This is a genomic window from Trinickia violacea (assembly GCF_005280735.1).
GTDB classification, from domain to species: domain Bacteria; phylum Pseudomonadota; class Gammaproteobacteria; order Burkholderiales; family Burkholderiaceae; genus Trinickia_A; species Trinickia_A violacea.
In genome coordinates this window covers 2,224,865-2,250,425 of the sequence record NZ_CP040078.1, presented here as the reverse complement: position 1 = coordinate 2,250,425, position 25,561 = coordinate 2,224,865, and the positions used below count along the sequence as shown (strand labels likewise).

23 protein-coding genes and 2 pseudogenes are annotated in these 25,561 nt (G+C 61.0%); 15 read left to right on the top strand and 10 right to left on the bottom strand.

The window, feature by feature from the left end; genetic code table 11:
• Positions 1 to 82: 82 nt before the first annotated feature.
• From FAZ95_RS32180 to FAZ95_RS32135, 10 genes are all read left to right on the top strand, one after another.
• Positions 83 to 445 (top strand): hypothetical protein, encoded by a 363-nt coding sequence (locus FAZ95_RS32180; RefSeq protein ID WP_137336448.1) that lies wholly within the window; start codon positions 83 to 85, stop codon positions 443 to 445.
• Between the two features lie 101 nt (positions 446 to 546).
• Entirely contained in the window at positions 547 to 1,839 is a 1,293-nt protein-coding gene (locus tag FAZ95_RS32175; protein WP_137336447.1) for a TolC family protein, read from the top strand.
• Between the two features lie 10 nt (positions 1,840 to 1,849).
• Positions 1,850 to 3,394: an efflux RND transporter periplasmic adaptor subunit gene (locus tag FAZ95_RS32170; RefSeq protein ID WP_137336446.1), complete on the top strand. Its 1,545-nt coding sequence runs from the start codon at positions 1,850 to 1,852 to the stop codon at positions 3,392 to 3,394.
• Positions 3,391 to 6,600 (top strand): efflux RND transporter permease subunit, encoded by a 3,210-nt coding sequence (locus tag FAZ95_RS32165; protein WP_137336445.1) that lies wholly within the window; start codon positions 3,391 to 3,393, stop codon positions 6,598 to 6,600. Before FAZ95_RS32170 ends, FAZ95_RS32165 begins: the two co-directional genes overlap by 4 nt.
• Positions 6,597 to 6,941: a copper-binding protein gene (locus FAZ95_RS32160; protein WP_137336444.1), complete on the top strand. Its 345-nt coding sequence runs from the start codon at positions 6,597 to 6,599 to the stop codon at positions 6,939 to 6,941. Before FAZ95_RS32165 ends, FAZ95_RS32160 begins: the two co-directional genes overlap by 4 nt.
• Before the next feature lie 78 nt (positions 6,942 to 7,019).
• Positions 7,020 to 8,885: a protein-disulfide reductase DsbD gene (gene dsbD / locus FAZ95_RS32155; RefSeq protein ID WP_137336443.1), complete on the top strand. Its 1,866-nt coding sequence runs from the start codon at positions 7,020 to 7,022 to the stop codon at positions 8,883 to 8,885.
• A 297-nt stretch (positions 8,886 to 9,182) separates the two neighbouring features.
• The gene (locus FAZ95_RS40285; RefSeq protein WP_254700030.1) at positions 9,183 to 9,560 is read left to right on the top strand and encodes a CYCXC family (seleno)protein; all 378 of its coding nucleotides are present in this window, start codon (positions 9,183 to 9,185) and stop codon (positions 9,558 to 9,560) included.
• A 61-nt stretch (positions 9,561 to 9,621) separates the two neighbouring features.
• A complete protein-coding gene (locus FAZ95_RS32145; protein ID WP_137336442.1) occupies positions 9,622 to 9,933 on the top strand; it encodes a P-II family nitrogen regulator in 312 nt (103 codons plus the stop codon).
• A gap of 85 nt (positions 9,934 to 10,018) precedes the next feature.
• Positions 10,019 to 11,296, top strand: a complete 1,278-nt coding sequence (locus tag FAZ95_RS40925) for a multicopper oxidase family protein (RefSeq protein ID WP_437437754.1) — start codon at positions 10,019 to 10,021, stop codon at positions 11,294 to 11,296.
• Between the two features lie 20 nt (positions 11,297 to 11,316).
• On the top strand, positions 11,317 to 11,628 hold the full coding sequence (locus tag FAZ95_RS32135; RefSeq protein WP_137336441.1) for a high-potential iron-sulfur protein: 312 nt from the start codon (positions 11,317 to 11,319) through the stop codon (positions 11,626 to 11,628).
• Between the two features lie 152 nt (positions 11,629 to 11,780).
• On the opposite strand, the gene FAZ95_RS32130 is transcribed toward FAZ95_RS32135, so the two are convergent.
• From FAZ95_RS32130 to FAZ95_RS32120, 3 genes are all read right to left on the bottom strand, one after another.
• Positions 11,781 to 12,245 (bottom strand): RidA family protein, encoded by a 465-nt coding sequence (locus FAZ95_RS32130; protein WP_137336440.1) that lies wholly within the window; start codon positions 12,243 to 12,245, stop codon positions 11,781 to 11,783.
• Positions 12,246 to 12,316: 71 nt separating this feature from the next.
• On the bottom strand, positions 12,317 to 13,366 hold the full coding sequence (locus FAZ95_RS32125; RefSeq protein WP_137336439.1) for an alpha/beta fold hydrolase: 1,050 nt from the start codon (positions 13,364 to 13,366) through the stop codon (positions 12,317 to 12,319).
• Between the two features lie 92 nt (positions 13,367 to 13,458).
• The gene (locus tag FAZ95_RS32120) at positions 13,459 to 14,967 is read right to left on the bottom strand and encodes a M81 family metallopeptidase (RefSeq protein WP_137336438.1); all 1,509 of its coding nucleotides are present in this window, start codon (positions 14,965 to 14,967) and stop codon (positions 13,459 to 13,461) included.
• Positions 14,968 to 15,158: 191 nt separating this feature from the next.
• Between FAZ95_RS32120 and FAZ95_RS32115 the strand changes: the two genes are divergently transcribed.
• Entirely contained in the window at positions 15,159 to 15,647 is a 489-nt protein-coding gene (locus tag FAZ95_RS32115) for a DUF305 domain-containing protein (protein WP_137336437.1), read from the top strand.
• Positions 15,647 to 17,125 carry a YncE family protein gene (locus tag FAZ95_RS32110; RefSeq protein ID WP_137336436.1) on the top strand — a complete coding sequence of 493 codons (1,479 nt, stop codon included), beginning with the start codon at positions 15,647 to 15,649 and terminating at the stop codon, positions 17,123 to 17,125. Before FAZ95_RS32115 ends, FAZ95_RS32110 begins: the two co-directional genes overlap by 1 nt.
• 93 nt (positions 17,126 to 17,218) lie before the next feature.
• On the opposite strand, the gene FAZ95_RS32105 is transcribed toward FAZ95_RS32110, so the two are convergent.
• On the bottom strand, positions 17,219 to 17,542 hold the full coding sequence (locus tag FAZ95_RS32105) for a DUF4148 domain-containing protein (protein WP_175425822.1): 324 nt from the start codon (positions 17,540 to 17,542) through the stop codon (positions 17,219 to 17,221).
• Between the two features lie 229 nt (positions 17,543 to 17,771).
• Here FAZ95_RS32105 and FAZ95_RS32100 point away from each other — a divergent pair, with 229 nt between their 5' ends.
• Genes FAZ95_RS32100 through FAZ95_RS32090 form a run of 3 tightly spaced genes read left to right on the top strand, consistent with a single transcriptional unit; the run spans position 17,772 to position 19,498 of the window.
• Entirely contained in the window at positions 17,772 to 18,335 is a 564-nt protein-coding gene (locus tag FAZ95_RS32100; protein ID WP_175425821.1) for a TetR/AcrR family transcriptional regulator, read from the top strand.
• Between the two features lie 32 nt (positions 18,336 to 18,367).
• Positions 18,368 to 18,577: a hypothetical protein gene (locus FAZ95_RS32095; RefSeq protein ID WP_137336433.1), complete on the top strand. Its 210-nt coding sequence runs from the start codon at positions 18,368 to 18,370 to the stop codon at positions 18,575 to 18,577.
• Between the two features lie 57 nt (positions 18,578 to 18,634).
• Positions 18,635 to 19,498: an SDR family NAD(P)-dependent oxidoreductase gene (locus FAZ95_RS32090; protein WP_137336432.1), complete on the top strand. Its 864-nt coding sequence runs from the start codon at positions 18,635 to 18,637 to the stop codon at positions 19,496 to 19,498.
• Between the two features lie 135 nt (positions 19,499 to 19,633).
• Here the strand turns inward: FAZ95_RS32090 and FAZ95_RS32085 are convergent.
• From FAZ95_RS32085 to FAZ95_RS39625, 6 genes and pseudogenes are all read right to left on the bottom strand, one after another.
• Positions 19,634 to 20,671 (bottom strand): annotated as a pseudogene (locus FAZ95_RS32085) (ISNCY family transposase); the annotation flags it as partial.
• A 305-nt stretch (positions 20,672 to 20,976) separates the two neighbouring features.
• A pseudogene (locus tag FAZ95_RS32080) lies at positions 20,977 to 22,245 on the bottom strand (IS110 family RNA-guided transposase).
• Positions 22,246 to 22,493: 248 nt separating this feature from the next.
• Positions 22,494 to 22,778, bottom strand: coding sequence for a type II toxin-antitoxin system RelE/ParE family toxin (locus tag FAZ95_RS32075; RefSeq protein ID WP_175425820.1), 285 nt, complete (start codon positions 22,776 to 22,778; stop codon positions 22,494 to 22,496).
• A gap of 557 nt (positions 22,779 to 23,335) precedes the next feature.
• On the bottom strand, positions 23,336 to 23,965 hold the full coding sequence (locus tag FAZ95_RS32065) for a DUF6630 family protein (protein ID WP_137336430.1): 630 nt from the start codon (positions 23,963 to 23,965) through the stop codon (positions 23,336 to 23,338).
• 9 nt (positions 23,966 to 23,974) lie between these two features.
• Positions 23,975 to 24,784 carry a prohibitin family protein gene (locus FAZ95_RS32060; protein WP_175425819.1) on the bottom strand — a complete coding sequence of 270 codons (810 nt, stop codon included), beginning with the start codon at positions 24,782 to 24,784 and terminating at the stop codon, positions 23,975 to 23,977.
• 468 nt (positions 24,785 to 25,252) lie between these two features.
• On the bottom strand, positions 25,253 to 25,558 hold the full coding sequence (locus tag FAZ95_RS39625; protein ID WP_175425818.1) for a hypothetical protein: 306 nt from the start codon (positions 25,556 to 25,558) through the stop codon (positions 25,253 to 25,255).
• Positions 25,559 to 25,561: the final 3 nt, after the last annotated feature.

The window sequence follows — 25,561 nt, the reverse complement described above, 5'->3', positions numbered from 1 at the left end:
CGGTCTACCGCAGCCTCGCACGAAGGAAATCGCGAACGCCCGCCCGAAATTTAGGTAAACTAGCGGCGCCATATTTGCTGCCATGAAACTTTTCCGGACCTTCATCCTCTTGCTGCTTTGTGCTGTGCTGCCCATCAGTGGGCTGGCAGCCAGCGGCATGGTTGGTGAATGCCCGATGCAACAGTCGATGGGCGTGGGCAACGGCGATGAAATGTCCGGCGCCATGCCCGACTGCGACTTGATGAAATCGTCGACTGGCGGCAAGGCCAAGGCCGTTTTCTGCAAGATGAGCGCCCAATGCCAAATCGGCTTCCAATATCTTCCGGTTGCCACCCTTGAGGTAACCCGTCCTGCTGGTCTGTCCAGCTCGGTCGTCTTCAACTACGCGCAATCGCTCTCCGACCGCGAGCCGGCCGGGCTCTGGCGACCTCCGCGAGCCATCTAATCCCTTGCTGACAGGTTCACCGCATTTGCGGTGAAGGTCGTCCTGCGTCCAGGACGTGGATTCCCAATTTCCCGTTGGGACTCCGCCGTTGGGGTTAGAACATGCCTTTCACTATCGGCACGCCACCATGCTGGCGTGCAGCACTGCGCGTGCGTTCACTTGTCGCCGCGTTGGCCTTCCTAAGCGTTGCCGTACACGCACAGGAAGTTCCCGTCACACTTGATGCGGCAATACAGGCTGCGACCGACAACTCTGCCGCCATTGGCGCGGCGCAGGCGTCGGTACGCGCGAGCTCGGAGGCTTCCGTCAAAGCAGGTCAACTGCCGGAGCCGGCGCTGTCGGCAGGCATTGACGATTTGCCCATCAACGGATCGCAGAGATTCACGATTGGCCAGAACATCTTGACGATGCGCCGCATTGGCATCGAGCAGGAATGGGTGTCCCGCGACAAGCGGCAACTGCGCTCGAACTTGGCGGACGAAGAGGTGAGCCGGGAACGCGCTGGATACCTGGGACAGCTGGCGAACGTTCGCCAGCAAACAGCCGTCGCCTGGCTGAATGCGATTTACGCGAAGCAAACCGTCTCGCTGCAGCAGGCACTGCTGGACCACATGAACCACGAACTCGCCGCGACGCAGGCTTCATATAAAGGCGCTAAGGCGACGGCCGCCGACGTGGTGCAAGCACAGTCGATGCTGGCCCAGACGCAAGACCAGCTGCTCAAGGCCCGACAGACCTTCCAAACCGCGCTGATCAGCCTGTCTCGCTGGACGACGGCGCCTGTCGCCGATGTGGCGGGCGACCCGCCCGCGCCCGAATCCTACGTGTCCTCTTTGCCGCCGGATCAACTGCGGCAAGTCCAGCCGACCCTCGTTGCAGCTGCCAAGGAGATCACCGTGGCCGATGCGGATACGGCGGTGGCCGACAGCAACCGCAGCCCGAACTGGACCTGGAACGTCTCTTACCTGCGGGGCGGCGACGCCTCGAATTTTGTATCAGTCGGGGTGCGCATTCCGCTTCCGCTCAACCGCAAAAATATCGAGGACCGTGACGTCGCCGAAAAAGGCGAACTGGCCACCAAGGCCCGCTTGATGTACCAAGACGCGCTTCTGCAGGTGCAAGCCGATATCCGCGCGGAGTCGGCAACGCTCGCGAGCGGTCGCGAACGCATTGCCAATCTGACCCAGTCGCTGTTGCCGGCGGCGGACCAGCGCGTACAACTTGCGGCCGCCGCGTACAAGGCCGGCACCGGATCGCTTGCCGACACGTTCGCGGCACGCCGCGCGCAAATCGACGCCGAGCTGCAAGTGCTCGACCTCAAGCGTGAGGTCTCTCAGACGTGGGCGCAGCTCGAATACCAGGTCGTGCCCGCCACGATGGCCGACGTTCAGTGAAGGAAACAACATGACAAGCAAAACACTGGTACGCCCGGCCCTGACCGTATTGGCCGCGGCGGCGTTACTCGCCATCGGCTATTTCGCCGGCACGCGATACGCCCCAGCAACTTCGGCGATGAGTCCGGCAAGCATGTCTGCACCCGCTTCCGCCTCCGGCGACAAGACCGACCAGAAGACCGGCCGCAAGGTGCTCTACTGGCACGACCCGATGGTGCCGAACCAGCACTTCGAAAAGCCGGGCAAATCGCCTTTCATGGACATGCAGCTCGAGCCCGTCTACGCGGACGAAGGCGGCGGCGCCACCGGTGTCAAGATCGATCCGGCTCTCCAGCAGAACCTCGGCATCCGCTATGCGACCGTCCGCCGAAAGGACACGACGGAAGGCTTCGACGCGGTCGGCACCACGCAATTCGACGAATCGCAGGCGTATGTCGTGCAATCGCGCGTCACGGGCTATATCGACCGCCTGTACGCGAGCGCGCCGATGCAGCACATCGCCAAGGGCGCGCCGATTGCGTCCCTCTTCGTGCCCGATTGGCTCGCGCCGCAAGAAGAGTATCTGTCGCTCAAGCGCGGCGGCATGGACCCAAGTTTGCTTGAAGCGTCGCGCGCACGGATGCGGGCCATGTCGATACCTGACGGCGTCATCGCCAGCCTCGACCGCACAGGAAAGGCGCAGACGCATGTCGTCCTGTCGTCGCCCGAAAGCGGCGTTGTGAGCGAATTGGACGTCAGGGACGGCGCCCAAGTGTTGCCCGGCCAGACGCTTGCGAAAGTCGCGGGTCTCTCGAAGCTCTGGCTCATCGTCGACATTCCCGAGGCGCTCGCGCTGAGCGTGAAGCCCGGCATGACCGTCGACGCAACGTTCTCGGGCGACCCGACCCAGCATTTCAGCGGACAGATCCGCGAAATCCTGCCCGGCATCAACACGACGAGCCGCACGCTGCAGGCGCGTCTGGAAATCGACAACACCGCTCAGAAGCTCACGCCCGGCATGCTGATGCGCGTGCGCGTCAGCGGACAGCAGGCCGTCTCGCGGCTGCTGGTTCCGTCGGAGGCGGTCATCACAACTGGAAAACGCTCCGTCGTCATCGTCAAGAACGCGAACGGCGGTCTGCAGCCCGTCGCGGTCACCGTCGGCAATGACGTGGGCAATGACACCGAAGTGCTGAGCGGCTTGAGCGATGGCGAAACGGTCGTCGCATCAGGCCAGTTCCTGATCGACTCGGAAGCCAGCCTGAAATCGGTGTTGCCGAGACTGGAGGGCGGCGCCGCGGACGCAGCGAGTGCGGCGTCCGCAACGTCGTCCCCCGCATCGTCCCCCACCTATGAGACCACTGGCAAGGTCGAAAATGTGAGCGCCGCGGATATCACGTTCTCGCACCAGCCGGTGCCGGCACTGGGCTGGCCCGCGATGACGATGTCGTTCAACAAGCCCGCGCCCGACGCGTTTCCAGACGTGAAGCCTGGTCAAACCGTGCATTTCGTATTTACGAAAGCGGATGGCGGCTACCTGCTGACCAAGGTCGAACCGGCGGGAGGTGCCCAATGATTGCGCGCGTCATTCGCTGGTCCATTCACAACCGGTTCCTGGTGCTGCTCGCGACCGTGCTCATCACGGCATGGGGCGTCTATTCATTGAAGGAGACACCGCTCGACGCCTTGCCGGACCTTTCCGATACACAGGTGATCATCAAGGCATCGTATCCGGGCAAGGCGCCCCAGGTGATCGAAGACCAGGTTACGTACCCGCTCACCACCACGTTGCTTGGGGTGCCGGGCGCGAAAACCATCCGCGCGTACTCGTCGTTCGGCGAGGCGTTCGTCTATGTGCTGTTCGACGACAAGACCGACCAGTACTGGGCCCGCTCGCGCGTGCTCGAATACCTCAACCAGGTGCAGAGCCGGCTGCCGGCGGGTGCGACGGTGTCGCTCGGACCGGACGCAACCGGCGTGGGCTGGGTGTACGAGTACGCACTGGTCGACAAGACCGGAAAGCACGACCTCGGGCAGCTGCGCGCGCTCAATGACTGGTTCCTCAAGTTCGAGCTCAAATCCGTGCCGGACGTATCGGAGGTGGCGAGCATCGGCGGCATGGTGCGCCAGTATCAGGTCGTGCTCGACCCGGACAAGCTGCGCGCGTACGGCATCACGCAGGCGCAGGTGGCCGACGCGCTGGGCAAAGCCAATCAGGAATCCGGAGGGTCGGTGGTCGAGCTCGCGGAGTCCGACTATGTCGTGCGCTCATCGGGCTATCTGCACTCGCCGGACGATTTCCGCAATGTCGTGCTGCGAACCAATGACGCCGGCACGCCGGTGCTGCTTGGCGATGTCGCCCGTATTCAGATCGGCCCGGAGGCGCGACGCGGCGTGGCCGAGCTCAACGGCGAAGGGGAGGTCGCGGGCGGCGTCGTGGTCATGCGCTCCGGCAAGAATGCGTTGACGACCATCGAAGCGGTCAAGGCCCGCCTGGCTGACTTGAAGCGCTCGCTGCCTCAAGGCGTCGAAGTCGTGACGACCTACGACCGTTCCGAACTCATCGAACGCTCGGTGGACAACCTGAAGGACAAGCTCATCGAGGAGTTCATCGTTGTCGCGATCGTGTGCGCCGTGTTCCTGTTTCATCTGCGCAGCGCGTTAGTCGCTGTTCTGTCGCTGCCGCTCGGCGTGCTGGCGGCCTTCATCGTGATGCGGTATCAGGGCGTCAATGCGAACCTGATGTCGCTGGGCGGCATTGCGATTGCGATCGGCGCCATGATCGACGCGGCCATCGTGATGATCGAAAACGCCCATAAGCACCTGGAGGCGTACGAGCATGCGCATCCCGACACGCCGATCACGACGCCGCAGCGATGGGAGCTGATTGCCGCGTCGGCGGCGGAGGTCGGGCCAGCGTTGTTCTTCTCGCTGCTCATCATCACGCTGTCGTTTATCCCGGTCTTTTCGCTGGAGGGACAGGAGGGCCGGCTGTTCGCGCCGCTGGCTTTCACGAAGACGTACACGATTGCCGCCGCTGCCGGCCTTTCGGTGACCCTCGTGCCGATACTGATGGGATACCTGATTCGCGGGCGCATCCCGCATGAGGCGTCCAATCCCATCAATCGCGTGCTGGTGCGTCTGTACCGGCCGTTGCTCGAAGCCACGCTGCGGCGTCCGTGGTTTGCCATCGGGCTGGCGGTGGTCGCGCTCGTGCTGACGGCATTTCCGATATCGCGGCTCGGCGGCGAGTTCCTGCCTCAGATCGACGAAGGCGATCTGCTTTACATGCCCACGGCGCTTCCCACCATTTCGGCGGACAAAGCGGCCGAGCTCCTGCAGCAGACCGACCGGCTCATCAAGACGGTGCCCGAGGTGGCCACGGTGTTCGGCAAGGCGGGCCAGGCCGAGACGGCCACCGACCCCGCTCCAGGCCTGGAGATGTTCGAAACGACGATCGTGTTCAAGCCACGCAGCCAGTGGCGGCCAGGCATGACACCGGAAAAGCTGAGGGACGAGCTCGACCGCACGGTGAAAGTGCCGGGGTTGTCGAACCTCTGGGTTCCGCCTATCCGCAACCGGCTGGACATGCTCTCCACCGGCATCAAGTCGCCGGTCGGCGTGAAAATTTCGGGCCCCGACCTCGCGCAGATCGACCGGATTGCCACGCAGGTCGAGACCGTGCTCAAAGGCGTGCCCGGTGTCTCCTCGGCACTCGCCGAGCGAGTGAACGGCGGCCGCTACATCAACGTGGACATCAACCGGCAGGCCGCTGCGCGCTACGGACTTTCTGTGACAGACATCCAGTCGGTCGTTTCGTCGGCGGTGGGAGGAGAAAATGTCGGCGAGGTCATTGCGGGCCGCGAACGTTTCCCCATCAACATCCGCTATCCGCGTGAGTACCGCGATTCGCTCGAACGGCTGCGTCAACTGCCCATTGTGACGGAGCGTGGCGCGCAGATCGAGCTGGGCAATGTCGCGGACATCCAGATCGACGACGGACCGCCATCGATCCGTAGCGAGAATGCGCGGCTCGCGGGCTTTGTTTACGTCGATATCCGGAACGTGGACCTCAAGACGGCCGTGAAGGCCATGCAACACGCCGTGGCCGAGAATGTCCAGCTGCCGCCCGGCTATTCGATTGCATGGTCGGGACAGTTCGAGTACCTCGAGCGCGCAGCGGCGAAGCTGCGCACGGTCGTCCCCGTGACGCTTGTCGTGATCTTCGTTCTGCTGTTTCTCACATTCAACTCCGCGGCTGACGCGCTGCTGCTGATGTCGACAGTGCCATTCGCGCTCGTGGGCGGCTTCTGGCTCATCTGGATCCTCGGGCACGCGGTATCCGTTGCGACATCGGTGGGCTTCATTGCGCTCGCGGGTGTCGCGGCCGAGTTCGGTGTTGTGATGCTGCTGTACTTGAAGGGTGCGCTCAACCGGCGGCTCGAGCTGGGTGAACCCATGACGGAAGCCACGCTGATCGATGCCATTCGCGAAGGCGCGGTGTTGCGCGTGCGCCCCAAGGCGATGACGGTTGCCGTGGTTCTCGCCGGCCTGATTCCCATCATGATCGGTCACGGCACCGGCTCGGAAGTGACGCAGCGCATTGCCGCACCGATGGTCGGCGGGATGGTGACCGCGCCACTCCTCTCGATGTTCGTCATTCCCGCCGCATGGCTGCTGCTGCAGCGCCGTCGCCTGCGCCAACGCAATCACGCACGGTTTCCCCAAGCAGTCCTGTCCGGCACAGAAGTGCCATCTACTCAAACTGGAGAAGTTCAATGAAGAAGTTGATTGTTGCGTCTGTCGCACTTGCAGCCTTGATCGCTGCGCCCGCGTTTGCGGGTGATGACATGGCCGGAATGAACATGTCCACGTCGGCGACCAAAGCGCTGTCGACTAGCGCGCTGACCGACGCGGAGGTCAAGAAAGTCGACGCGTCAACCGGCATGGTCACGCTGAAGCACGGGGCATTGGAGAACATCGGCATGGCGCCGATGACCATGGCGTACAAAGCGAAGGATGCCGCGATGGTCAAGCAGATTCACGAAGGCGACAAAGTGAAGGTGCGGGTCGAAAACGTCAACGGCACGCTGACCATCGTGAAGGTAGTCAAGCAGTCTTGATGCGGTACTGATACGGTGCTTGCAGGCTTACCGTGTACGGTGAGCCTGCAGCCCGGCTTGCATGGACTGAGGCGAGCTATGCAAACGACACCAATGACCGACCAGCGAGGCATCTGCCGTCTGACGGACACGCTCAATCGCGTGTTGCGCGTCGCACTAGGCTTGCTGTTCGTTCTGACATCACTGGCCGCCCACGCGGTGAACGAGTCCGACCTGCTGTCGCCTGAGCAGGCGTTCCCCTTGAAGGTCACGGTCAACGCGTCGCAACAGGTCGTGCTCGATTTCGACACACAACCAGGTTATTACCTGTACCGGGACAGGTTCAGCTTTGCGGCTGACGGTACACCGATAAAGCCGGACCAGATGCCGCCCGGTGAACTGAAAAATGACCCGACATTCGGGAGCGTCACCGTCTACCACGGCCCGGTGCAAATCCGCCTTCCTTTGGCTCGCCCCATAGCGACCAGCGTCGTGCTGTCCGTCACATCGCAGGGATGCGCGGACCTGGGTGTTTGCTATCCGCCGCAGACGCGAAGCTATCGTGTGGCGGCCGACGGCTCTGCCACATCCGTCGTAATAGGGAACAACGCTAGGGCCGGCATTGCGGAAATCCCGAGTATCGGCGGGAGCCGGTCGTCACCTGTGTCTGGAATCGACCTGCATCCTGCGAACGGTATTTCCTTGCCCGAATTGCTGGGCTTTCTGTTCGCCGGACTGCTGATAGCAGGCACGGTGTGCATGTACCCGCTCATCCCCATCGTCACGGCCGTCATCAGCGGCCGGGACCCGTTGTCCCTCAGGCGCGGCTTCGCGCTGTCGCTCGCGTACGTGCAAGGGCTTGCCATTACCTACGCGGTCGCCGGTACCGTTGCCGCGCTCATCGGCATCCCGCTAGTTGCCGTGACTCAAAAGCCATGGGTGTTGGCTGCGTTCGGTGTACTGATGGTGCTCTTCGCTCTGGGTATGTTCGGTGTATTTCGATTGCAAATGCCCGCCAGTTGGCAAACCAGAATTACAGAGTGGAGCAATCGCCTGCCGGGTGGGCGAGTTTTTCCGGTGTTCGCGATGGGCATGCTCTCCGCACTGATCGTCGGACCGTGTTCCACGCCCGTACTGGCAGGCGCGTTGCTCTACATCGCGAACAGTCATGACGTTCTCGGTGGAGCACTGGCGTTATACGTGATGGCCATAGGAATTGGCCTTCCGCTGCTGGTGATCGGGACCCTCGGCGCACACGCGCTGCCGAAGGTAGGACGGTGGATGGTCGCGATACAGAACGCGCTTGGCGTCATGCTGCTCGCTGCCGCGTTGTGGTTTGTCTATTCGCTATTGCCGAGCTGGTTGCTGATGATGCTGATTGCGCTCTTGCTAACCGGTTCCAGCATGATGCTCCGGGCGATTGACCCGCTACAGCCCGATGCACCCGCTATTTCCCGAGTGGGAAAGGCGCTCGGCGTATTGCTGCTAGTTGGGGGAGTCGCTGAATTCATTGGTGTTGCATCGGGCAACTTCGATGTCCTGGCACCGCTCGGTGGCGTGATGCACAGCTCATCGTCGACGGTCAGCAATGTGGACGCACATCCAACCTCGCGGTTTGAAGCGGTACGGTCGAATGCAGAACTGGATGAGGCGCTCAAGGCGGCAGTTGGCCAACCCGTGATTATCGACTTCTACGCAGACTGGTGCATCAGTTGCAAGGAGCTTGAACGCTTTACGTTTGCCGACTCACGCGTGGTCGCAGAGTTTGCTCACTGGAAGCTGCTGCGCATCGACGTGACGAAGAACACTGAGGAGGACACTGCGATGCTGCGGCGCTTTGGGCTTTTCGGGCCGCCGGCCTTGATCTTCTATGACAAGACCGGCCGGCAGCAGCCCGATGCCCAGCTCGCGGGTTTCGTTGGTGCCGATGCGTTCGTGACGCACCTCAAACGATGGAACAGGTAGGGCATGAAACCGTTGTCGAAAACGTCGTGCCTGGCCATGCAAGTCTGCCCGCAGTAGCGGTCTATTGACCGGAGAGAGGCTGTAATGAAACATCGCGACCATAAAAGGCAAACGGCGAGTAGGCACGGAGCGCTTGCGCCCATTGCCACGCCCGCAACCACTCATCGCCCCGATGGCAGGAGATGGCGTCTGCTGGTACTGCTAATTCTCGCGTTCGCAGTCTTCCCTGCGTTGTTCGCACTGTTTCCTCTCATTACGAGGCACCGGTTGCTCGGGCTTGTGACCGCGAAACCGGACATGCCCGCAGCGCCCAATCGTCAACCAGCGTGGCAGGTTGGGATGCTGCGCCCGGACGGCCTGCGCATCATTCCAAGCGGACGATCGGACGCGTCCCATGTTCTTGATCCCGAGCAATTCTCCGATGGGAACGTCAGGCACTCGTACTGGGTGGCGACCCAGATTCCGGCGGTACTGAACCAGCTTTACTGCTGGTGTGGCTGCGAAAACCGCGCTGAGCACCGTTCCAACCTGCAATGCTTCGAAGACGAGATGGCGGTTACCTGCGCGGTGTGCCAGGGGACTGCGGAAATCGCGTATCAGATGACGCAAAGCGGGGTTCGGGACGCCGGAAAAATCCAGGCCGCGGTCGATGCGAAATGGGCGCCAAAAGGGTGACCCAACGTTGACCTGGATGATATGGATAACCCTTTCACTCAGTCGATTTCAGGAGGAGATCATGGAAATCAGATGCGTTGTCGCCATCGTCAGGTCCGACGTGCTGGAGGCGCTCGAAAGGCGGCTCGGCGCGATTCACGTCCACGGTGTCACGGTCAGCAAGGTCAAAGGATTCGGCAAACACCCGAATCTGTTTTTAAATGACTGGACGACCGAGCACATCAAGATCGAGATCTTTACCCAGGAGCCGAATGTCGACGCGCTTATCAGGGAGATCACGGCCATCGCGCACACGGGTGCGGACGGCGTCATCGCTGTGCTCCCTGTCGAGAAGTTCCTCCGTATCAGCACCTCGTCCGAAGCAGCGCCTTAAGCCGCAAGCCAGACCCGGCGTCACTGACGAACTGATCCGGATGTTCAATCGATGATTGTGTAGGCCAGCGGCAACGGAGACTGAAATGTCACGACTGGAGGATGCAACGCGACGCGCCTTTCTGCGCTCGTCCACGATGTCCTGTCTTGTTGCGGCCGGCGTGTGCGGGCTTCTGACGCTGCGAGACGCCCGGTCGCAACCACGCGCCGCGAATCCGCAGTTCGTTCCAGACCTCGACGTTCAGTTGAGCGCGAGGGAAGACCACGTGCCGATCGTGCCTGGTCAACCCACTCGCGTCTGGCGTTACGATGGCAAGGTCGTGAAGGGCGATCCCGGCAGCCTCGCTTTTCTGTCGAACGGTTATCTACCCGTATTGCGCGTGCGGCGCGGACAGAAAGTGCGCATCGACTTCGCCAACCAGCTAGCTGAACCGACCATCATCCACTGGCACGGCCTGTACGTGCCAGCGTCAATGGATGGGCATCCGCGTGATGCGATCTCGACCGGCCAGCATTACGTCTACGAGTTCGAGGTCGTCAATCGGGCGGCGACTTACTGGTTCCATGCGCACCCAGATAGTCGTACCGGCGCGCAAATTTATTTCGGACAGGCGGGGGTGTTGATTGTCGACGACGATGAAGAGACGGCTCTGGGACTGCCGCAAGGCCCCTACGATATCCCGCTGATGATTCAGGACCGCTCGTTCGACGATCGGAACCAGTTCACGTATCTAGAGGATGGCAATGGGGGGATGATGGGAGAGACATCGTTACCGAGCGGAACATCATTCCCGGTCATGAAGGTCAGTGTCGACCGGCGCGCGAACACGAAGATGGAACTGCCGGCGCAACTCGCATCGCTGCCGGCGGTGCGCCCTCAGGATGCCATCAATGGCCGCAATCCGAGGGTGTTCGATATCACGATGGGCATGATGGTATGGGGCGTCAACGGACGTCGCTTCGAAATGGATGGAGTGACGAAAGCAGAGACGGTGCGACACGATAGCACCGAAATATGGGAATTCCGCAACGAGGAATCGATGATGCTGATGGCATCATGCGATGCACGTTCACGGACTGCAGTTCCGCGTGCTGGAGCGCAGTATCCAGCCGGACTTCAAGGCCGGTTACCGCACGCTGGCAGCGGGACTGATGGACGACAGGTGGAAAGATACCGTGTTGCTGATGCCCGGCGAGCGTATCCGCCTGCTGCTACGGTTCGCGAGCTACACGGGCCTGTTTCTCTACCATTGCCACATGCTGGAGCACGAAGATTCCGGATTGATGCGCAACTACCTGATCCAGGCGTAACGCAGGTCGTGTCCGGTATTGAACGCTACGGTCAAGCGAAGCACCAAACGTGAAAACAACTTGGAGTGAAGCCATGAAATCGTCTCGTCGCAGTTTCATGATCAGTGCTGTGGGACTTGCGTCATCGCTCGTCCTATCGCACGAATCGTCAGCCGACACGACCCTCGTGCAGGAGTCCGATGCGAACGCGCAAGCGCTCGGATACAGGACCGATGCGAGCAAGGTCGACCGCGCGAAGTACCCTAAATTTCAGGCAGGTCAGGCTTGTGCGAATTGCCAGTTTTTCCAGGGTAAAGCCGGTGATGCGACCGCCCCTTGCACGATCTTCGCGGGCAAGCAGGTCCACGCAACAGGCTGGTGTAGTGCGTACGTGAAGAGGGCGTGACCTGACGATGGTCTGGGCGTGTAAATCCACGAAACCTTGTGGTCACGGTGTGGGCAAATCCTGCGACGATGGTGATGAGGGTGATTCTGCCGGGGCGCGCCCGCTGCCGCGTTGCGGTGACGTCTCATCGGCCCTTCATTCGACGCAGAGCGTCATCGCACCTCGGCAATCAGCTCTATCTCGACGCAAGCACCCAGCGGAATCTGCGCCACGCCGAACGCGGAGCGTGCATGCTTGCCGCGTTCGCCAAAGACTTGCGCGAGCAGATCCGATGCGCCATTCGTCACCAGATGCTGGTCCGTGAAATCCTGCGTCGAATTCACCAGGCTCATCACCTTGATGATCCGCGCCACACGATTCAGGTCGCCCGTTTGCGCATGCAGCGTAGCGAGCAGGTCGATGGCCGTTGCCCGCGCCGCGGCCTTGCCGTCATCCGTCGAAAGAGTGTCGCCGAGTTTGCCGGCCCACACCTCGCCGTCCTTTTTGGCGATATGCCCGGACAGATAGATCGTATTTCCGGTTTGCACGCTCATGACGTAAGCGGCGGCCGGTGCGCTGACGGCGGGCAATTCAATCCCGAGTTCCTTCAGCGTTTCATAGACATTGGCTTGAGACATCTCATGTCCTCATGGGTTGAAGCGGCGTCGCTTTCTTTCGTGGCGACCCGCGGGGATGATGCGAAGGCGGATCACATGCGTGCTACGTCGATCACGGCATCGGCAAAGGCTTTCGGCGCCTCTTGCGGCAAATCGTGACCAATGCCGCCGTCGATATTCCGGTGCTGATACTTGCCGGTGAATTTCTTCGCGTAGGCCGCCGGATCGGGATGCGGCGCGCCGTTCGCGTCGCCTTCCATCGTGATCGTCGGGACCGTGATGACGGGCGCCGCTGCTAGACGCCTTTCCAGCACGTCGTATTGCGACTCGCCTTTCACGAGACCCAGCCGCCAACGATAGTTGTGAATCACGACCGCAACATGATCTGGATTCTTGAAGGCCTCTGCGGAGCGGTCAAAAGTTGCATCGTCGAAGTTCCATTTCGGCGACGCGAGCTGCCAGATGAGCTTCGAAAAATCATGCCGGTTGGCCTCGTAACCGAGCCGTCCGCGCTCCGTGGCGAAGTAAAACTGATACCACCACGCGAATTCGGCCTTCGGCGGCAGCGGCGCCTGGTTGGCTTGCTGGCTGCCAATCAGATAGCCGCTGACGGAAACCTGCCCCGCACAACGCTCCGGCCACAGCGCCGCGATGATGTTCGCCGTCCGTGCGCCCCAGTCGAAAGCGCCGAACACCGCCTTCTGGATCTTCAACGTATCCATCAACGCGATGATGTCGACCGCGACCACGGCCTGCTGGCCATTGCGCATCGTTTTGCCCGAAAGGAAACGCGTCGAGCCGTAGCCACGTAGATACGGAACGATGACCCGATAGCCCGCCGCGGCAAGCAACGGCGCGACTTCGACGAAGCTATGGATGTCGTAAGGCCAGCCGTGCAGCAGAATGGCGACGGGACCGTTCTCCGGCCCGACTTCCGCATAGCCCACGTTGAGCGTGCCCGCATTGATCTGTTTGATCTGGTCGAAGGACGCATTCGACGTCGCGCCATTCGTCGCAGCGACGCCTGGCGCAGGTTGATTCGACTGGGCGCGAACCAGCCCTGCCAGGCTCAATTCCATTGCGCCGATACCGACTGCCGCAGTCCGCAGAAAGCGGCGCCGTGAGTTGATCTGGTCCGACATGAGAATTCTCCTGCTAAGTGGATTTCATTCATGAGCGCGCTAGCTTGAATCGCGCCGATAGGCATGCAAAGTTCGCGTGGTCGAGTGTGTCGTCATGCGACGGCTGAGCGAATCTCGTCGAAGGAAGGCCCCTTCGGGCGCACCCGGATGTGCGGATCAAGACGCTGCCACGGCAGATCGGCTGGGTCCGCAGCCATCGGTCCGGGCGCTTTCGCGACAAGAATGGTCTCCGCAATCTCCTGAAAATCCGCACGGAAGTGAACGGAGCTCTTATTGACCAGAATTTTCATCTGCTCAGGTTCGATGCCCGCGACGCGATAGAGATTGCGATCGAAGATCTGCATCTTGATGCTGCTGACAGCGACTCGCACGCCGTCGATACGCAGGCACGCAACCGGTCCGAGTTCGCCCGTCATGCCGTTGAGCATCGGGCCGTCAAAGCGGAAGCGGCCATCGGAGAGATGCTCGACCTCGAACGTGCCTTTCAGCGGCTCATCGCCGGGCACGCCCGAGCGGCCCGCCAGCGCAAGCTCGACGCGCGCGCCGACACCGGCGCGATGCGCTGCGCCCGCTGCGTCCGCATCCCAGATCACACCGACGGCTGCATCGGTCGCGCCATGGCGCAGCAGCGCGCGCACCATGCCCATCGTATTCGAGTCTCCGCCCACGCCGGGGTTATCCTGCGTGTCGGCGATGATGACCGGCTTGTCGGCGTTCCGGCTGATCCGCATCGCTTCGATCACCGCTTCGTCGGGCGTGAGGAACGGCACTTCCCATGACGATTCCTCCGCGAGCATTCTGGCGTACAGCGTGTCGATCGCCTTCGTGAGCGCGTCGCTATCGAATCCGTAACCCCAGATCACCGGACCGCACTCGGGGAAGTCCGCAGCCGGAAAACCCGGCGCAAACGACAGCGACACGATCGTATCGCGCTCGAGCGATGCCAGTGCGGTGTACATGTCATGGGCGGGCGCAATCAGCGTGCACATGGCGTTCACCGGAATCAGAAATGGAATGCGCCGGACGACGCGCGTGAATTTGCGTTTCTCGGCGATCAGCCTGTCGAGCAGATACGCTGCGCGCGCGCCCGTTTCGGCCATGTCGACGTGCGGGTAGGTCCGGTAGGCAACCATCGCATCCGCGTGCCTCAACATTCGATCGGTCATGTTCGCATGCAAATCGAGCGACACGACGAGCGGCATGCTGTCGCCGACCACCGCGCGCACGCGTTCAAGCAACTCGCCTTCGCCGTCGTCGGTGTGCTCCGCGACCATCGCTCCGTGCAGATCCAGATAGACGGCATCGAAGCCACCCGCTTTGACAGCGTCGATGATCTCGCCTGCAATGCGCTCGAATGCGTCCACGTTCACGTGCGCCGACGCGCTCGCGCCAGCCCAGATCACGGGAATCAGCTCATGTCCTTGCGCCTGCGCGACCTTGATGAAGCCGCCGATCGGCACGTTCACGTCGCGCAGATTCAGCACGTCGACGCCGCGTGCCAGCGGCGGAAAACCTTCGCCTTGAATGAAGCTCTGAAACGACGCCTTGGTCGGCGCGAACGTGTTGGTCTCGTGTTGAAAGCCTGCAATCAGGATCTTCATGGGCATTCATCCATCTGTTTACGCGAACCTGTAGTCTGGCTCGTCGAGTGAGACCATCGTGCCGCGGGGAAAACCTACGAGCAAGAGCAACTGTGTTCACGTACCGTTGCTCTGCAAGCAACGCAAGGAATTCGAGTCTTCCAATGCGAGACTAGGGCTCGTTGGGCTCATACTGGGTAGGAGTTCGTTCCATGGCTTCCGTTTTCCGATCGATCACACGCTCGACCATGGCGGCCGCTGCGGCGCTGGCCTTGATGAGCACACCGGGCGCCGTGTTCGCTGCGGGGCCGGACGGCGCAAGCGCCGACGAAGGTCCATTCCTCTCCGAGAATGAAAAAGCCATGACGAAGATGATGGATGGCATGTCCGTCAAACCGACAGGCAACGTCGACCAGGATTTCGTGGCGATGATGGTGCCTCACCATCAGGGCGCGATCGACATGGCGCAGGCGGAGTTGCGCTTCGGGCACAACGAGCAATTGCGACGCATCGCGCAGGAGATCATCATCGGGCAGCAGCAGGAAATCGTCGCCATGCGGCTCGCGCTGGGGCAGCCGCTGCCCCAGCCGGCACCCGCGCCCGACCCGCAAGCACCCGCTTCCAATCCCGCGCCAACACAACCGATGTCCCGTAACGGCGGGCATCTGAATAGCGCGATGAACGCGCACCAGGAGCCGTGATGAAACCTATCCCGATTCTTGCGGCCGCGCTGGCCGCGATCGCCATGGCTGCGGCGCAATTCGCATCGGCCGGCCAGGCCCCAGGGGCGCTGTCGGATGCGGATGTGCCGGTCAGTCATCACGACCGTGTTTATGCCGCCGAGCAGTTTTCGAACACGGTGTCAGTGATCGATCCCGCCGCGAGCAAACTCGTAGGCTTGATTCGCCTGGGCGACCCGACGCCCGCCAACTTCAGCCCGCTGTATCACGGTCAGTTGCTGGTGCACGGCATGGGCTACTCGCCGGACCATCGGACGATCGCGGTGGTGTCCATCGGCTCAAACTCGGTTTCGTTCATCGATACGCAAACGAATGCTGTCAAACACGTCACCTACGTTGGCCGCTCGCCGCACGAGGCGTTTTTCACCCCTGACGGCAAGGAGGTCTGGGTAACGGTGCGTGGCGAGAACTACGTGTCGGTGCTCGATGGAACGACGTTCGAAGAAAAGGCCCGCATCATCGTTCCAGCCGGCCCAGGCATGCAGATTTTTTCGCCGGACGGCAAGTATGGGTACGTGTGTTCGTCATTCAATCCGGAGACCGAAGTCATCTCTGTTGCCGATCACAAGATCGTCGGCAAGGTAGAGCAGGCGAGTCCGTTCTGCCCGGATCTCGCGGCCACGCCGGATGGCAAGCAGGTGTGGTTCACGCTCAAGGACGTGGGCAAGACCCAGGTTTTCGATGCGCGTCCTCCATTCGCATTGCTTAAGACGCTCGATACCGGTCCCATCACGAATCACGTGAACATCGTGCACAACGCCAACGGCATGTTTGCTTATGTCACGGTGGGTGGTCTGAATCTGGTCAAGGTGTTCCGCACCGACGACTTCTCGCAGGTCGCAACCATCCCCGTCGGCAGTCTGCCGCATGGCATCTGGCCGTCGGGCGATGGCAGCCGCGTGTATGTAGGCCTCGAAAACGCCGATGCGATGGCCGCCGTCGACACGCTGACCAATACGGTCATCGCCACTGTGCCGATCGGCCAGGCGCCGCAGGCGGTGACCTACGTGCCGAACGCCGTGCCGGAGGGGGACGGCGCCCAGAATACGGTGCCGCTCGGTCTGGCAGGACAAACCGATCACTTGACGATGGTGCCGGCGGGAATGGGCAAGTCGGCGGGTTCCGCCGCTGCTCCCACCAACGTCGCGCTGTTCGAACAGGGTCTCGTGCAGGTGTTGCAAGCCGCGGTCACCGGACTGCAGCCCAAGCAGCCGTATGTTCTTGGCCTGTCGGACCATCCAGACGGCAGCGGCAATATCGATGTGTTGGCGAGCTTCATGACCAATCCGGCCGGTTCGGCAATCGTCAACACGATCGGCCAGATTCGCCAGGTGGTCGCGCCGGGCGTGAGTGCCGCGGGCGACAGGCGCCGCTACCTCGTGATCGCGCCCCAGACGTCGGGCAAAGCCGGTGCGCCGGTTCAGGTGCAGGCGCCGTAATGCCGATACCGGGTGGCTGACGGAATCTGAGGGGATGCGGTTCAGGAGGCATAGAGCGGTCCTGACGCACGCGACATGCACGGCGCCACGGTATCAGCGCCCAAAAAATAGGGAGCCGGGCAGCGTTGGCCGGAACGCCGGGCCACCCTGCGACGAGCGGGTCTCCGCCACGCCGCCTATGTCATTGGCTGCCGGCCGGTCGCCGTCCTGTGCCGCAATCTTCGCTTCGGCTGCCTGGATGTCGGCGGGATAGTCAGGATCGTCGCCAGCGTGCGGGTTGTACCCCGCCTGCTCGACACGAATGAGATCCGCACGCACCTGGGCGCGTGTCAACTGGCCCGAGGGGACCTGTGCGAAGGTCTGCGCCGAGCCGGCCAGTGCGCCGATGGCGAACGTGAGGCAAACGAGGGTCTTCATGATGTGTCTCCTTCAATTCGAGAGTGGGGCAGGGCAATTTGCTTAGGTATCGAGAACATTGGCTCGATACATCATGGTGAACACAGTTCAGTCGACGTTATTCCAAACTGATCCATGATTAGTCGACCTGGAAGCTAAAGCAGCTCATCTTCGCAATTCGAGTGGCCATTCGGGAATAAAGCCGAACGGGACGTGTTTGCGGTGACGTATGCCTTTTGGAAACGCCTCCATGAACACCTCCGTGCGGAAATCACTCCGGAATTCTGTGCGACATCGCGCCGGCGCCCCCGTTTTTACAGGTCTCGTCGCCGGCATCCTTGCAACCCTCATTAATACCGGGATGCTAATTGTCGCCGACCGTCTCCACATTGTGACGGCGCGCGGCGGACTCCTGACGCTGCTGCTGAAGCTAGCCGGTCCGCTGGCACCGCCGATCGCAACGACCTGGAGCTTCCAACAACTTTTCCATATCGTCGTGGGTGTTGCGATGGCCGTGGTCTATGCCCTGACGCTCGGCAGCGTGCCCGGCGCGGTGCTCGCAAAGGGCCTCGTTGTCGCGGCCGCCATCGCGAAAGAAGCGGGGGTGCCTAATGGCTCCCTGTTCACGTATTTTCCGACCAAGGTCGAGCTGTTCAACGCGCTCTATATCGAGATCAAGGAAGAGTTGATTTCCACCGTTGACGATGGTCTATCGAACGCGGGGACGAGCGCGAACAGTTGCTGCACGTATGGGCGCGGTGGACTCGGTGGGGCGCAGCCAATGGCGAGAAGCGTCGAGTTCTCGCCCAGCTGAGCGTGTCGGAGGACGTACTGGAATCGACAAAAATGGCGGGGTTCGCTGCCGCCCATCGGTCCGTCAACCTGATTCGTCAGGTTGCGCGTCATGGCGCGTTGCGGGATCAGGATTCGGCGTTCGTCGGAGCAGTCGTGGAGTCCCTGGCGAACACGACAATGGATTTCATGAGTCGGGACCCGAAGCATGCCGAAGAGGTCTGCATGTCGACATTCGAGTTCCTGTGGAAAGCATTGCGGTAAATTTTTTCTCATTTAAATGACTGGCTAGTCATACATTTAATGAAAAGGAAATTCAATATGTCTAAAGTTTGGCTAATTACAGGAAGCGGAAGCGGTCTGGGTCGAATCATTGCCGAGGCAGCTTTGGCCGCCGGAAACCGGGTCGTCGCGACCGCCCGTAACGTCCGCCAGTTGGACGAACTGGTAGCGCAATACGGCGCGAATGTCCGGGCGGTCGAACTCGACGTCACGGACGAGTCCCAAGGTCAGGCGGCCGTCGATGCGGCGATCGATGGCTTCGGGCGACTTGACGTGCTCGTGAACAATGCCGGGTACGGGGACACACGTCCGTTCGAGCAGGTTCCCTCGAACGAGTTTCGCCGGCTGGTCGAGACGTGCTTTTTCGGTGTCGTGAATCTCACTCGCGCGGCGCTTCCGATCATGCGGCGGCAGCGTAGCGGACACATTATTCAGATTTCTTCGTTGGGTGGTCGTACGGCGTTCCCGGGCAACGCGGCCTATTTCGCGTCGAAGTGGGCCGTCGGTGGCTTCACCGAAGGTCTGGCACAGGAGACTGCACCGTTCGGCGTCAAGGTTACCGCGCTTGAGCCGGGTGGAATGCGTACCAATTGGGGAAAGCGTGCGAACGCAGACCGACCGGTCTTATTGCCAAATTACGAACCGTCAGTCGGTGCAAGCATGAAACAGCTGGAAGGCTATTGGGGCAATGAGTCTGGGGACCCCATCAAAGTTGCACAGGTTATCCTCCGGATCGCCGACACGGAGACAGTACCCCCGCACATTCTGCTCGGAAGCGACGCTTTCCATTTGGCGCGTCAGGCGGAGCAAGCAAGAGCAGCCGATGCAGGTCGTTGGCAAGCGGTCAGCGTCTCAATTGACGTAGGTGCTTTCGGTTCCATTCCGACGTTTCCGACGTATTGAATGGTTTTAAGCATTGCAAACTATCCTGAGCGGCCGCTTTGAGGAAAGGCGACTGGCTGAAACGGGTCGAAAGTGCGCGTTCGTCAAAGTCGGTCGCGGCCGTTCGCCGTTGCCGTTAGCAAGCGGCCGCTCAGACGTGTCGTCCAGCAGGTACATCACGCTGTCGTACTGCACAGTCAGCGCATTGGATACCCTGCGCGGCACGCGATACGCCAGTATCTGCCGCAGATCCTCGTCGGCGTGTAGCGACCGGTGAGCATCGTGATCGCTCTTCGGTGGCTTGCCGAAACGCCGGTTAAAGTCGGCGATGAAGGAGGGCGCCCAGGCGTTCGCTGCCTCGCGCGTGCTGATACCACGCAGCCGCAGTTCCTTGACGAGCCGATCCTGCAGCGTCAAATTGGCCCGCTCCACGCGCCCCTTGGCTTGGCTCGTATTCGCACAGAACGCGTCGATATTGAGCTCGTAGAGCGCCCGGCCAAACTGCGTGACACCTTTGCCCGCGGTCTGCGAGCGTTGCTTCACGTAAAAGACGCTGGCCTTGTCGCTGTAGAACGCCACCGGCTTGCCGTGCGAACCCAGATACTTCGCCAGCGCCTCGAAATAGCTGAAGGTCGACTCCGTTGCCGTGAAGTGCAGCGCCATCAGCCGCCCGGTCGCATCGTCAATGAATACCAGCAGCGTGCACGCCGGCGCCCGGTCCTCGAACCAGCGGTGGTCGCTGCCATCGATCTGAATCAGATCGCCCAAGCACGCGCGGCGGTTACGCGGCTGGTAGACCTTGGGCGGACGTTCCTTGCGTGGCACCCACAGACCCGCAGCCCTCATCAGCGTACGTACCGTCTCGACGGCTAGATCAACGCCATGGCACTCGCGCAGCTTCTCGCACGCCAGCGTCGGGCCAAAATCCGCATAGCGCTCGCGGATCAACGCCAGCGCCCGCTGCGCTCTGCCAGCAGGCAACTGATGGTTGCTCGGGCGCCCACGCCTGCCTGACACCAGTCCCATCACGCCGGCTGCGCGATAGCGCAGCACGAGCCGCTCAACCTGCCGCACGCTCAGTCCCAACCGTTCGGCCGCCTGACCCGGTTTGAGCCGTGCGTCGGTCACCGCCTCGATAACCTTCAGCCGCTTCACTTCACGCATCGTCATGGTGATCGTCCCAGTCGCGTTCATCGCCGGTGCTCGCAGATGGATGTCCGGCGCTCAAACTATCCATAACACGACATTTCTTATATGGTCGCCTCCCATTTGCAAGGCGATTGTGCGCAGCGAGGAGGGTGGTTGCGGACTTATATCCGGACTCGATCGCGGGATATACCCGCCGGCCCCGATGGATTTCGCCGCAAAGGTCCTAATCTAAAAGGCGGACTCGAGGTCCGAGAAATGTCTCAGGCTTGCCTTTGCGCGGTCCAACCTGTCTTGCCATCGTTCAATACACCTGTGCAACCGTGAATAGGGTTATAGGTTTTGAAGCGTGCTCACTGCGTGGGTGCTACCTGATACGTTCGACCGTACGCCAGCAGCGCCCAGATCGTGCGAGCCATCTTGTTGGCTAGTGCGACGGCAACGACGTTCGTCGGGCGTCGCGCTAGCAGGGCACGCAAACGTTCCGGCAGATGCTTCGAACTCGAGATGACCGAACGCGCGCCGTGGATCAGTAGCGTTCGCAAATACACGTCACCGCGTTTGCTTATCCCACCGAGCTTTACCTTGCCGCCGGAGCTGTTCTGTCGCGGTACGAGGCCCAGGTACGCAGCAAACTCACGTCCGGACCCGAATGTCTTTGCCTGCCCGATGACCGATACTGCAGCAGTCGCCGTAAGTACCCCGACGCCAGGAATCTCGGAGATGCGTCGGCACGCATCATCGTTGCGGCGCCAGTCGAGAATGTGCTGCTAGATCCGTGCGATCTGTTCGTCGAGCATGCGAAGTCGCGAGAGCTGATCCTGGAGGCTGTCTGCCAGCATGGCCGGCAACTGCTCAGCCAGTGACGCCAGCGCGGCTTTGGCGGCCTCGATCGATGCACGACGGCCTTGCGGCAACACAACGCCGAATTCGTAGAGCAGTCCACGAAGCTGGTTGACCTGCATGACGCGAATTCGGACCAGTTGCTGGCGTATGCGGTGCATCGCAAGCATGGCCTGCTGGTCTTCCGTCTTGACGGCGACGAACCGCATGCCAGGGCGCTGGGCCGCTTCCCAGATCGCCGCGGCGTCGGCCGCGTCATTTTTGTTCGACTTCACGAACGGCCGCACGAACTGGGCTGCGATGAGCCGCACGTCGTGGCCAAGCCGCGCCAGGACCCGGGCCCAGTGATGGGCGCTGCCGTCGATCTGCACCAGCTCGCCCAAACACGCGCGGCGTGCCCGCGGCTGGTAGACCTTGGGCGGGCGCTGCGCGCGCGGCACCCAGAGGCCCGCGTCCGTCATCAGGTGCCGCACCGTTTCCTTGGACAGCGTCAGACCATGGCATTCGCGCAGCTTCTCGCAGGCCAGCGTCGGTCCGAAATCCGCGTAGCGCTCGCGAATGATTGCTAGTGCACGCAGCGCCAATCCTTCATCCAGCCTGCGGTTGCCCGGACGAGCGCGCCTGCGCGAAGCCTGGCTGGCTGGACCTGACTCACGATAGCGCTGCACCAGCCGTTCGACTTGCCGCACCGTCAAACCTAGCCGCTCAGCTGCCCGACCAGGCTTCAGGCCGGTTTCGACAATCGCCTGGACGACTTTGAGTCGGTCGAGTTCGCGCATGGTCAGTGTCACGAGTGCGGCTGGCTTCATGAGCGGCTCCTGCAATCGCGCAGAGAACCGCAAGCTTGCCAGCCATCGCAAAACACGACATTTGTATCTTGCTAGAACACGACATTCTCATATTGCTGTCACATACAAAATGTCGATAATTTACATTATGTTAAATTGATTGCGTAAACTTCGCCGCATGACTGGGCTTTCGCTGCGGGACGATGCGACGACATGGCGATGACCTAACCCGAAGCACCCTAATTCGTCCGATGCTCGCGGCTGTGCCAAACCCGCGTCACGACCACGTCGCCACCATCCAGAATCGCGTATCGCAGAACATACGCGCTGCGACCGAACGGAGCGAACCACTCGCGGAACTCAGCCCGAGGGACGCCAATCGCCGGGTTTTCGGCAACCCGGTCAGCCGCATCAAGAATTACCGAAGCGGCATGTCGTGCAGCAACAGGACTGTTTGGAGCGAGGAAATCATAAAGGCGCGCCACATCATCCAGCGCGTCCGGATGCCAGATCAACGCGGGCATTCAGTGCGCTTCCCATCGGCCAGATCAGACAGCCACGCCCTCGCCCGTTCATGTGCGACCCCCGGGGTCCCCGCCAAAAACGAATCGAGCCGCGCGCGGTCTATTTCGAGCGACAACGCGTCAGCAAAGACAGCGGCCACATATTCATCAACCGACTGCCCAGATCGATGCGCGGCGGTCACCACAGCCGCCTCAAGCTCATCCGGCAACGCGACAGTAAGCATCACAACCCCCAAATCTCAGACGAGGTTCTATTGTAGCCGCGGATCCACGCACAGCTCCGGCAACGTATGCGGTCAATGGAGCTATGTGCATTCGATCTAGCATCGCCCGGCGGACTTCAATCGTCGCTAGATCGCGTAACGTGCGCGGGACCCTTTGGTGGAGGACGCCAGGTAAATTCCCGCTGTCAGTCGCCATCATCGTTTTCCCTTCTATCAATGGCTTCTTTTGTACCCGAGTACCTGATTGACAAACTTTGAGCGCCGGCCGCTCACTTGGCTATCGCGGTCACTATCTAGCTACTCGCAAGGTGACACGTTCATGCGCAACGTGTGCTAGCTGAGCGCAGAACGATCTTTGCCTGCGACCGATTCAATCCGTTCGATTGCTGCACCGGCAGCATTCGCGAGCGTCAACACTTCGTCGAGATCTCCCCTACCGACGGCGAAGGCCATGTACGCGTCGCTGCCGGTGTCGAGATGCAGCAACGCGTACCCCCTGTGCCCAAGCCATTCTCCGAACGCGAGCAACCCAGCGGGAACGTCGCCGGCGCCGCTCCAAGTCCAGCGTTCGGCGATGCCCAGGGTATCCAGCATTTGGTTCGTCTGCCATTCTATTTCGTTAGACGCACGCCAATCGACCGAGATACACAGGCACCAACCGGAGGGATCGATAGTTTCCGGTTCATTGACGTCGCGCGTGAGTGTCCAGTGCAGTATCGACGACGCGTCCTCTCCTGGCTCAGCATCGCGGACGAGGGCGACCAGGCGCTCACGTGTGGCGGCATCGAGCGGCTTCACAATGATTCGAACAAGATCTGCAAGCGCGGACAACGCGCTTTGCGACGGTGAGAAGTGGTCGCGCAGAATTTTTGCATCCGAAATCGTCTGATCGGGCGCCGCCACGTTCTCCCGCGCTCCGTCTGTCTTGTCGCGACTGAGCCAACGACTAAGAAATCGAGCCATGTGCTTTTCCTATCGCTCTAGCTTCGCCGCGCCAAGGTTGCCGAGGAACGGCATGACCCCACTACTCCCCAACACCTCAGGCAAGTGACCATCCCACTTGGCGACGGCCTGCTGCTGAATGATCTCGGGCGTGATCGTCTCTTGCAGCAGCTTTTGCGCTTCCGCCTGCGCGTGCGCCTCGACAATCTTCTGCTCGGCAACAACCTTGGCTTGCTGAAGTTCGTACTGAGCCTGTTGCGCACGCTGCTGGGCGACTTGCTTTTGCTCGATCGCCTGCGCGTATTGCGTGCTGAAATGGAAGTCGGTGATGTTCACCGAATCGACCACGAGCCGGTACGGCTTGAGTTCGCTGGTGATTTGCGCCTCGATCTCCCCGCGGACCTGATCACGGTGCGTAATCAAATCCTCGGCGTTGTAGCGCGCAGTCACGGCTTTCACCGAGTTGCTGATCGCGGGCTTGATGATCTTCTCCACCAGAGCCGCTTCGTTGCCAATACGCTGATAAACCCATTCGGCGTCGGGAGGCAGGATGTGCCAATTCGTTGCAACCGTGGTCGTCACATCTTGCAGATCGAGGCTCGCAGCCGTTTCCGCAGCTTGGGAATTCTGTACCTGAACATCCATTTTGGCGACCGACTGTGCAAATGGGATCTTGAGGTGCAGGCCCGGGTCGAGTACGCCGGCCTGAACAGCCCCCCAAGTCATAAGCACACCACGCTGGCCCGGGCCGACCGTCACGAAACCGCCGGCAACGATAGTGAAAGCAAGAAAGACGACGACGGCAATGCCGACAGCGCGAGGCTTATTTGGCATGTTCATTTGTAGGTCCATTGTTGTTTTCTTTTAAAGCATTAGAAAGGGCTGCGAATCACAAAGCGTAGGCGCAATCATTGAATCCAACCTCGAAGACGTACCGCCGCCGCCATCGTCATCATAAAAAGGCCAAACAGCGCATTGCACCACTTGATTGTGCCCCGCAAAACTCGATACTTGTATTCCACGTTGCGAAGCGCCCACGTCCATGTGACTGCCAGGAGAGGAAACAATCCGCAAACCCCGGATATGGCCCTCGCTGGAGCACCGTGGGCAAAGTTGCGCATAAACAGCCCCCAGACCACGAAGCAGGCGAGTCCGCCGACGAACGCGCATCCCCAGATCACGCAACCAATAACGCGTCCCATGCGTCCCCTCTACATGTCTGAGTTCCTCAATTGAGAGGCACGTCTTCAAACATCGGGTTGGTTGCCCTTGCCTCGCCCAATACCTTCTCTATCTCAAGCAGCCCATCTACCTACCATGCCGACCGTCGATGCAAAAACCAGGATCCCATGTCACCTTCGCGGGCGCCAATTCATCTTCGATCGAAGCCTTTTGCCTGTCAGCTAAATAGTCGTCTTGAATCAGAAATTCGATGGCATTTGGGAAAAGTTGCTTGAGGCGCGAGGTAGCTTGTCGCTCACCAAACCAGCGATCTGCCTCTCGCGCTTCGATTGCAACTTTGATGACGTCTGCGGGGACTGGCCAGGACTGCTCGATTCCCCTATGTGGGTTTGAGCTGTACGGATAAAACTTCGCGAGCGGTTGACTTTCCATCGC

Bases quoted from the DNA above. Each gene is read 5' to 3' on its own strand.
- FAZ95_RS32180 (WP_137336448.1), top strand. From the start codon at position 83: ATGAAACTTTTCCGGACCTTCATCCTCTTGCTGCTTTGTGCTGTGCTG.
- FAZ95_RS32175 (WP_137336447.1), top strand. From the start codon at position 547: ATGCCTTTCACTATCGGCACGCCACCATGCTGGCGTGCAGCACTGCGC.
- FAZ95_RS32170 (WP_137336446.1), top strand. From the start codon at position 1,850: ATGACAAGCAAAACACTGGTACGCCCGGCCCTGACCGTATTGGCCGCG.
- FAZ95_RS32165 (WP_137336445.1), top strand. From the start codon at position 3,391: ATGATTGCGCGCGTCATTCGCTGGTCCATTCACAACCGGTTCCTGGTG.
- FAZ95_RS32160 (WP_137336444.1), top strand. From the start codon at position 6,597: ATGAAGAAGTTGATTGTTGCGTCTGTCGCACTTGCAGCCTTGATCGCT.
- dsbD (WP_137336443.1), top strand. From the start codon at position 7,020: ATGCAAACGACACCAATGACCGACCAGCGAGGCATCTGCCGTCTGACG.
- FAZ95_RS40285 (WP_254700030.1), top strand. From the start codon at position 9,183: ATGCCCGCAGCGCCCAATCGTCAACCAGCGTGGCAGGTTGGGATGCTG.
- FAZ95_RS32145 (WP_137336442.1), top strand. From the start codon at position 9,622: ATGGAAATCAGATGCGTTGTCGCCATCGTCAGGTCCGACGTGCTGGAG.
- FAZ95_RS40925 (WP_437437754.1), top strand. From the start codon at position 10,019: ATGTCACGACTGGAGGATGCAACGCGACGCGCCTTTCTGCGCTCGTCC.
- FAZ95_RS32135 (WP_137336441.1), top strand. From the start codon at position 11,317: ATGAAATCGTCTCGTCGCAGTTTCATGATCAGTGCTGTGGGACTTGCG.
- FAZ95_RS32130 (WP_137336440.1), bottom strand. From the start codon at position 12,245: ATGTCTCAAGCCAATGTCTATGAAACGCTGAAGGAACTCGGGATTGAA.
- FAZ95_RS32125 (WP_137336439.1), bottom strand. From the start codon at position 13,366: ATGTCGGACCAGATCAACTCACGGCGCCGCTTTCTGCGGACTGCGGCA.
- FAZ95_RS32120 (WP_137336438.1), bottom strand. From the start codon at position 14,967: ATGAAGATCCTGATTGCAGGCTTTCAACACGAGACCAACACGTTCGCG.
- FAZ95_RS32115 (WP_137336437.1), top strand. From the start codon at position 15,159: ATGGCTTCCGTTTTCCGATCGATCACACGCTCGACCATGGCGGCCGCT.
- FAZ95_RS32110 (WP_137336436.1), top strand. From the start codon at position 15,647: ATGAAACCTATCCCGATTCTTGCGGCCGCGCTGGCCGCGATCGCCATG.
- FAZ95_RS32105 (WP_175425822.1), bottom strand. From the start codon at position 17,542: ATGAAGACCCTCGTTTGCCTCACGTTCGCCATCGGCGCACTGGCCGGC.
- FAZ95_RS32100 (WP_175425821.1), top strand. From the start codon at position 17,772: ATGAACACCTCCGTGCGGAAATCACTCCGGAATTCTGTGCGACATCGC.
- FAZ95_RS32095 (WP_137336433.1), top strand. From the start codon at position 18,368: ATGGCGGGGTTCGCTGCCGCCCATCGGTCCGTCAACCTGATTCGTCAG.
- FAZ95_RS32090 (WP_137336432.1), top strand. From the start codon at position 18,635: ATGTCTAAAGTTTGGCTAATTACAGGAAGCGGAAGCGGTCTGGGTCGA.
- FAZ95_RS32075 (WP_175425820.1), bottom strand. From the start codon at position 22,778: ATGCCCGCGTTGATCTGGCATCCGGACGCGCTGGATGATGTGGCGCGC.
- FAZ95_RS32065 (WP_137336430.1), bottom strand. From the start codon at position 23,965: ATGGCTCGATTTCTTAGTCGTTGGCTCAGTCGCGACAAGACAGACGGA.
- FAZ95_RS32060 (WP_175425819.1), bottom strand. From the start codon at position 24,784: ATGAACATGCCAAATAAGCCTCGCGCTGTCGGCATTGCCGTCGTCGTC.
- FAZ95_RS39625 (WP_175425818.1), bottom strand. From the start codon at position 25,558: ATGGAAAGTCAACCGCTCGCGAAGTTTTATCCGTACAGCTCAAACCCA.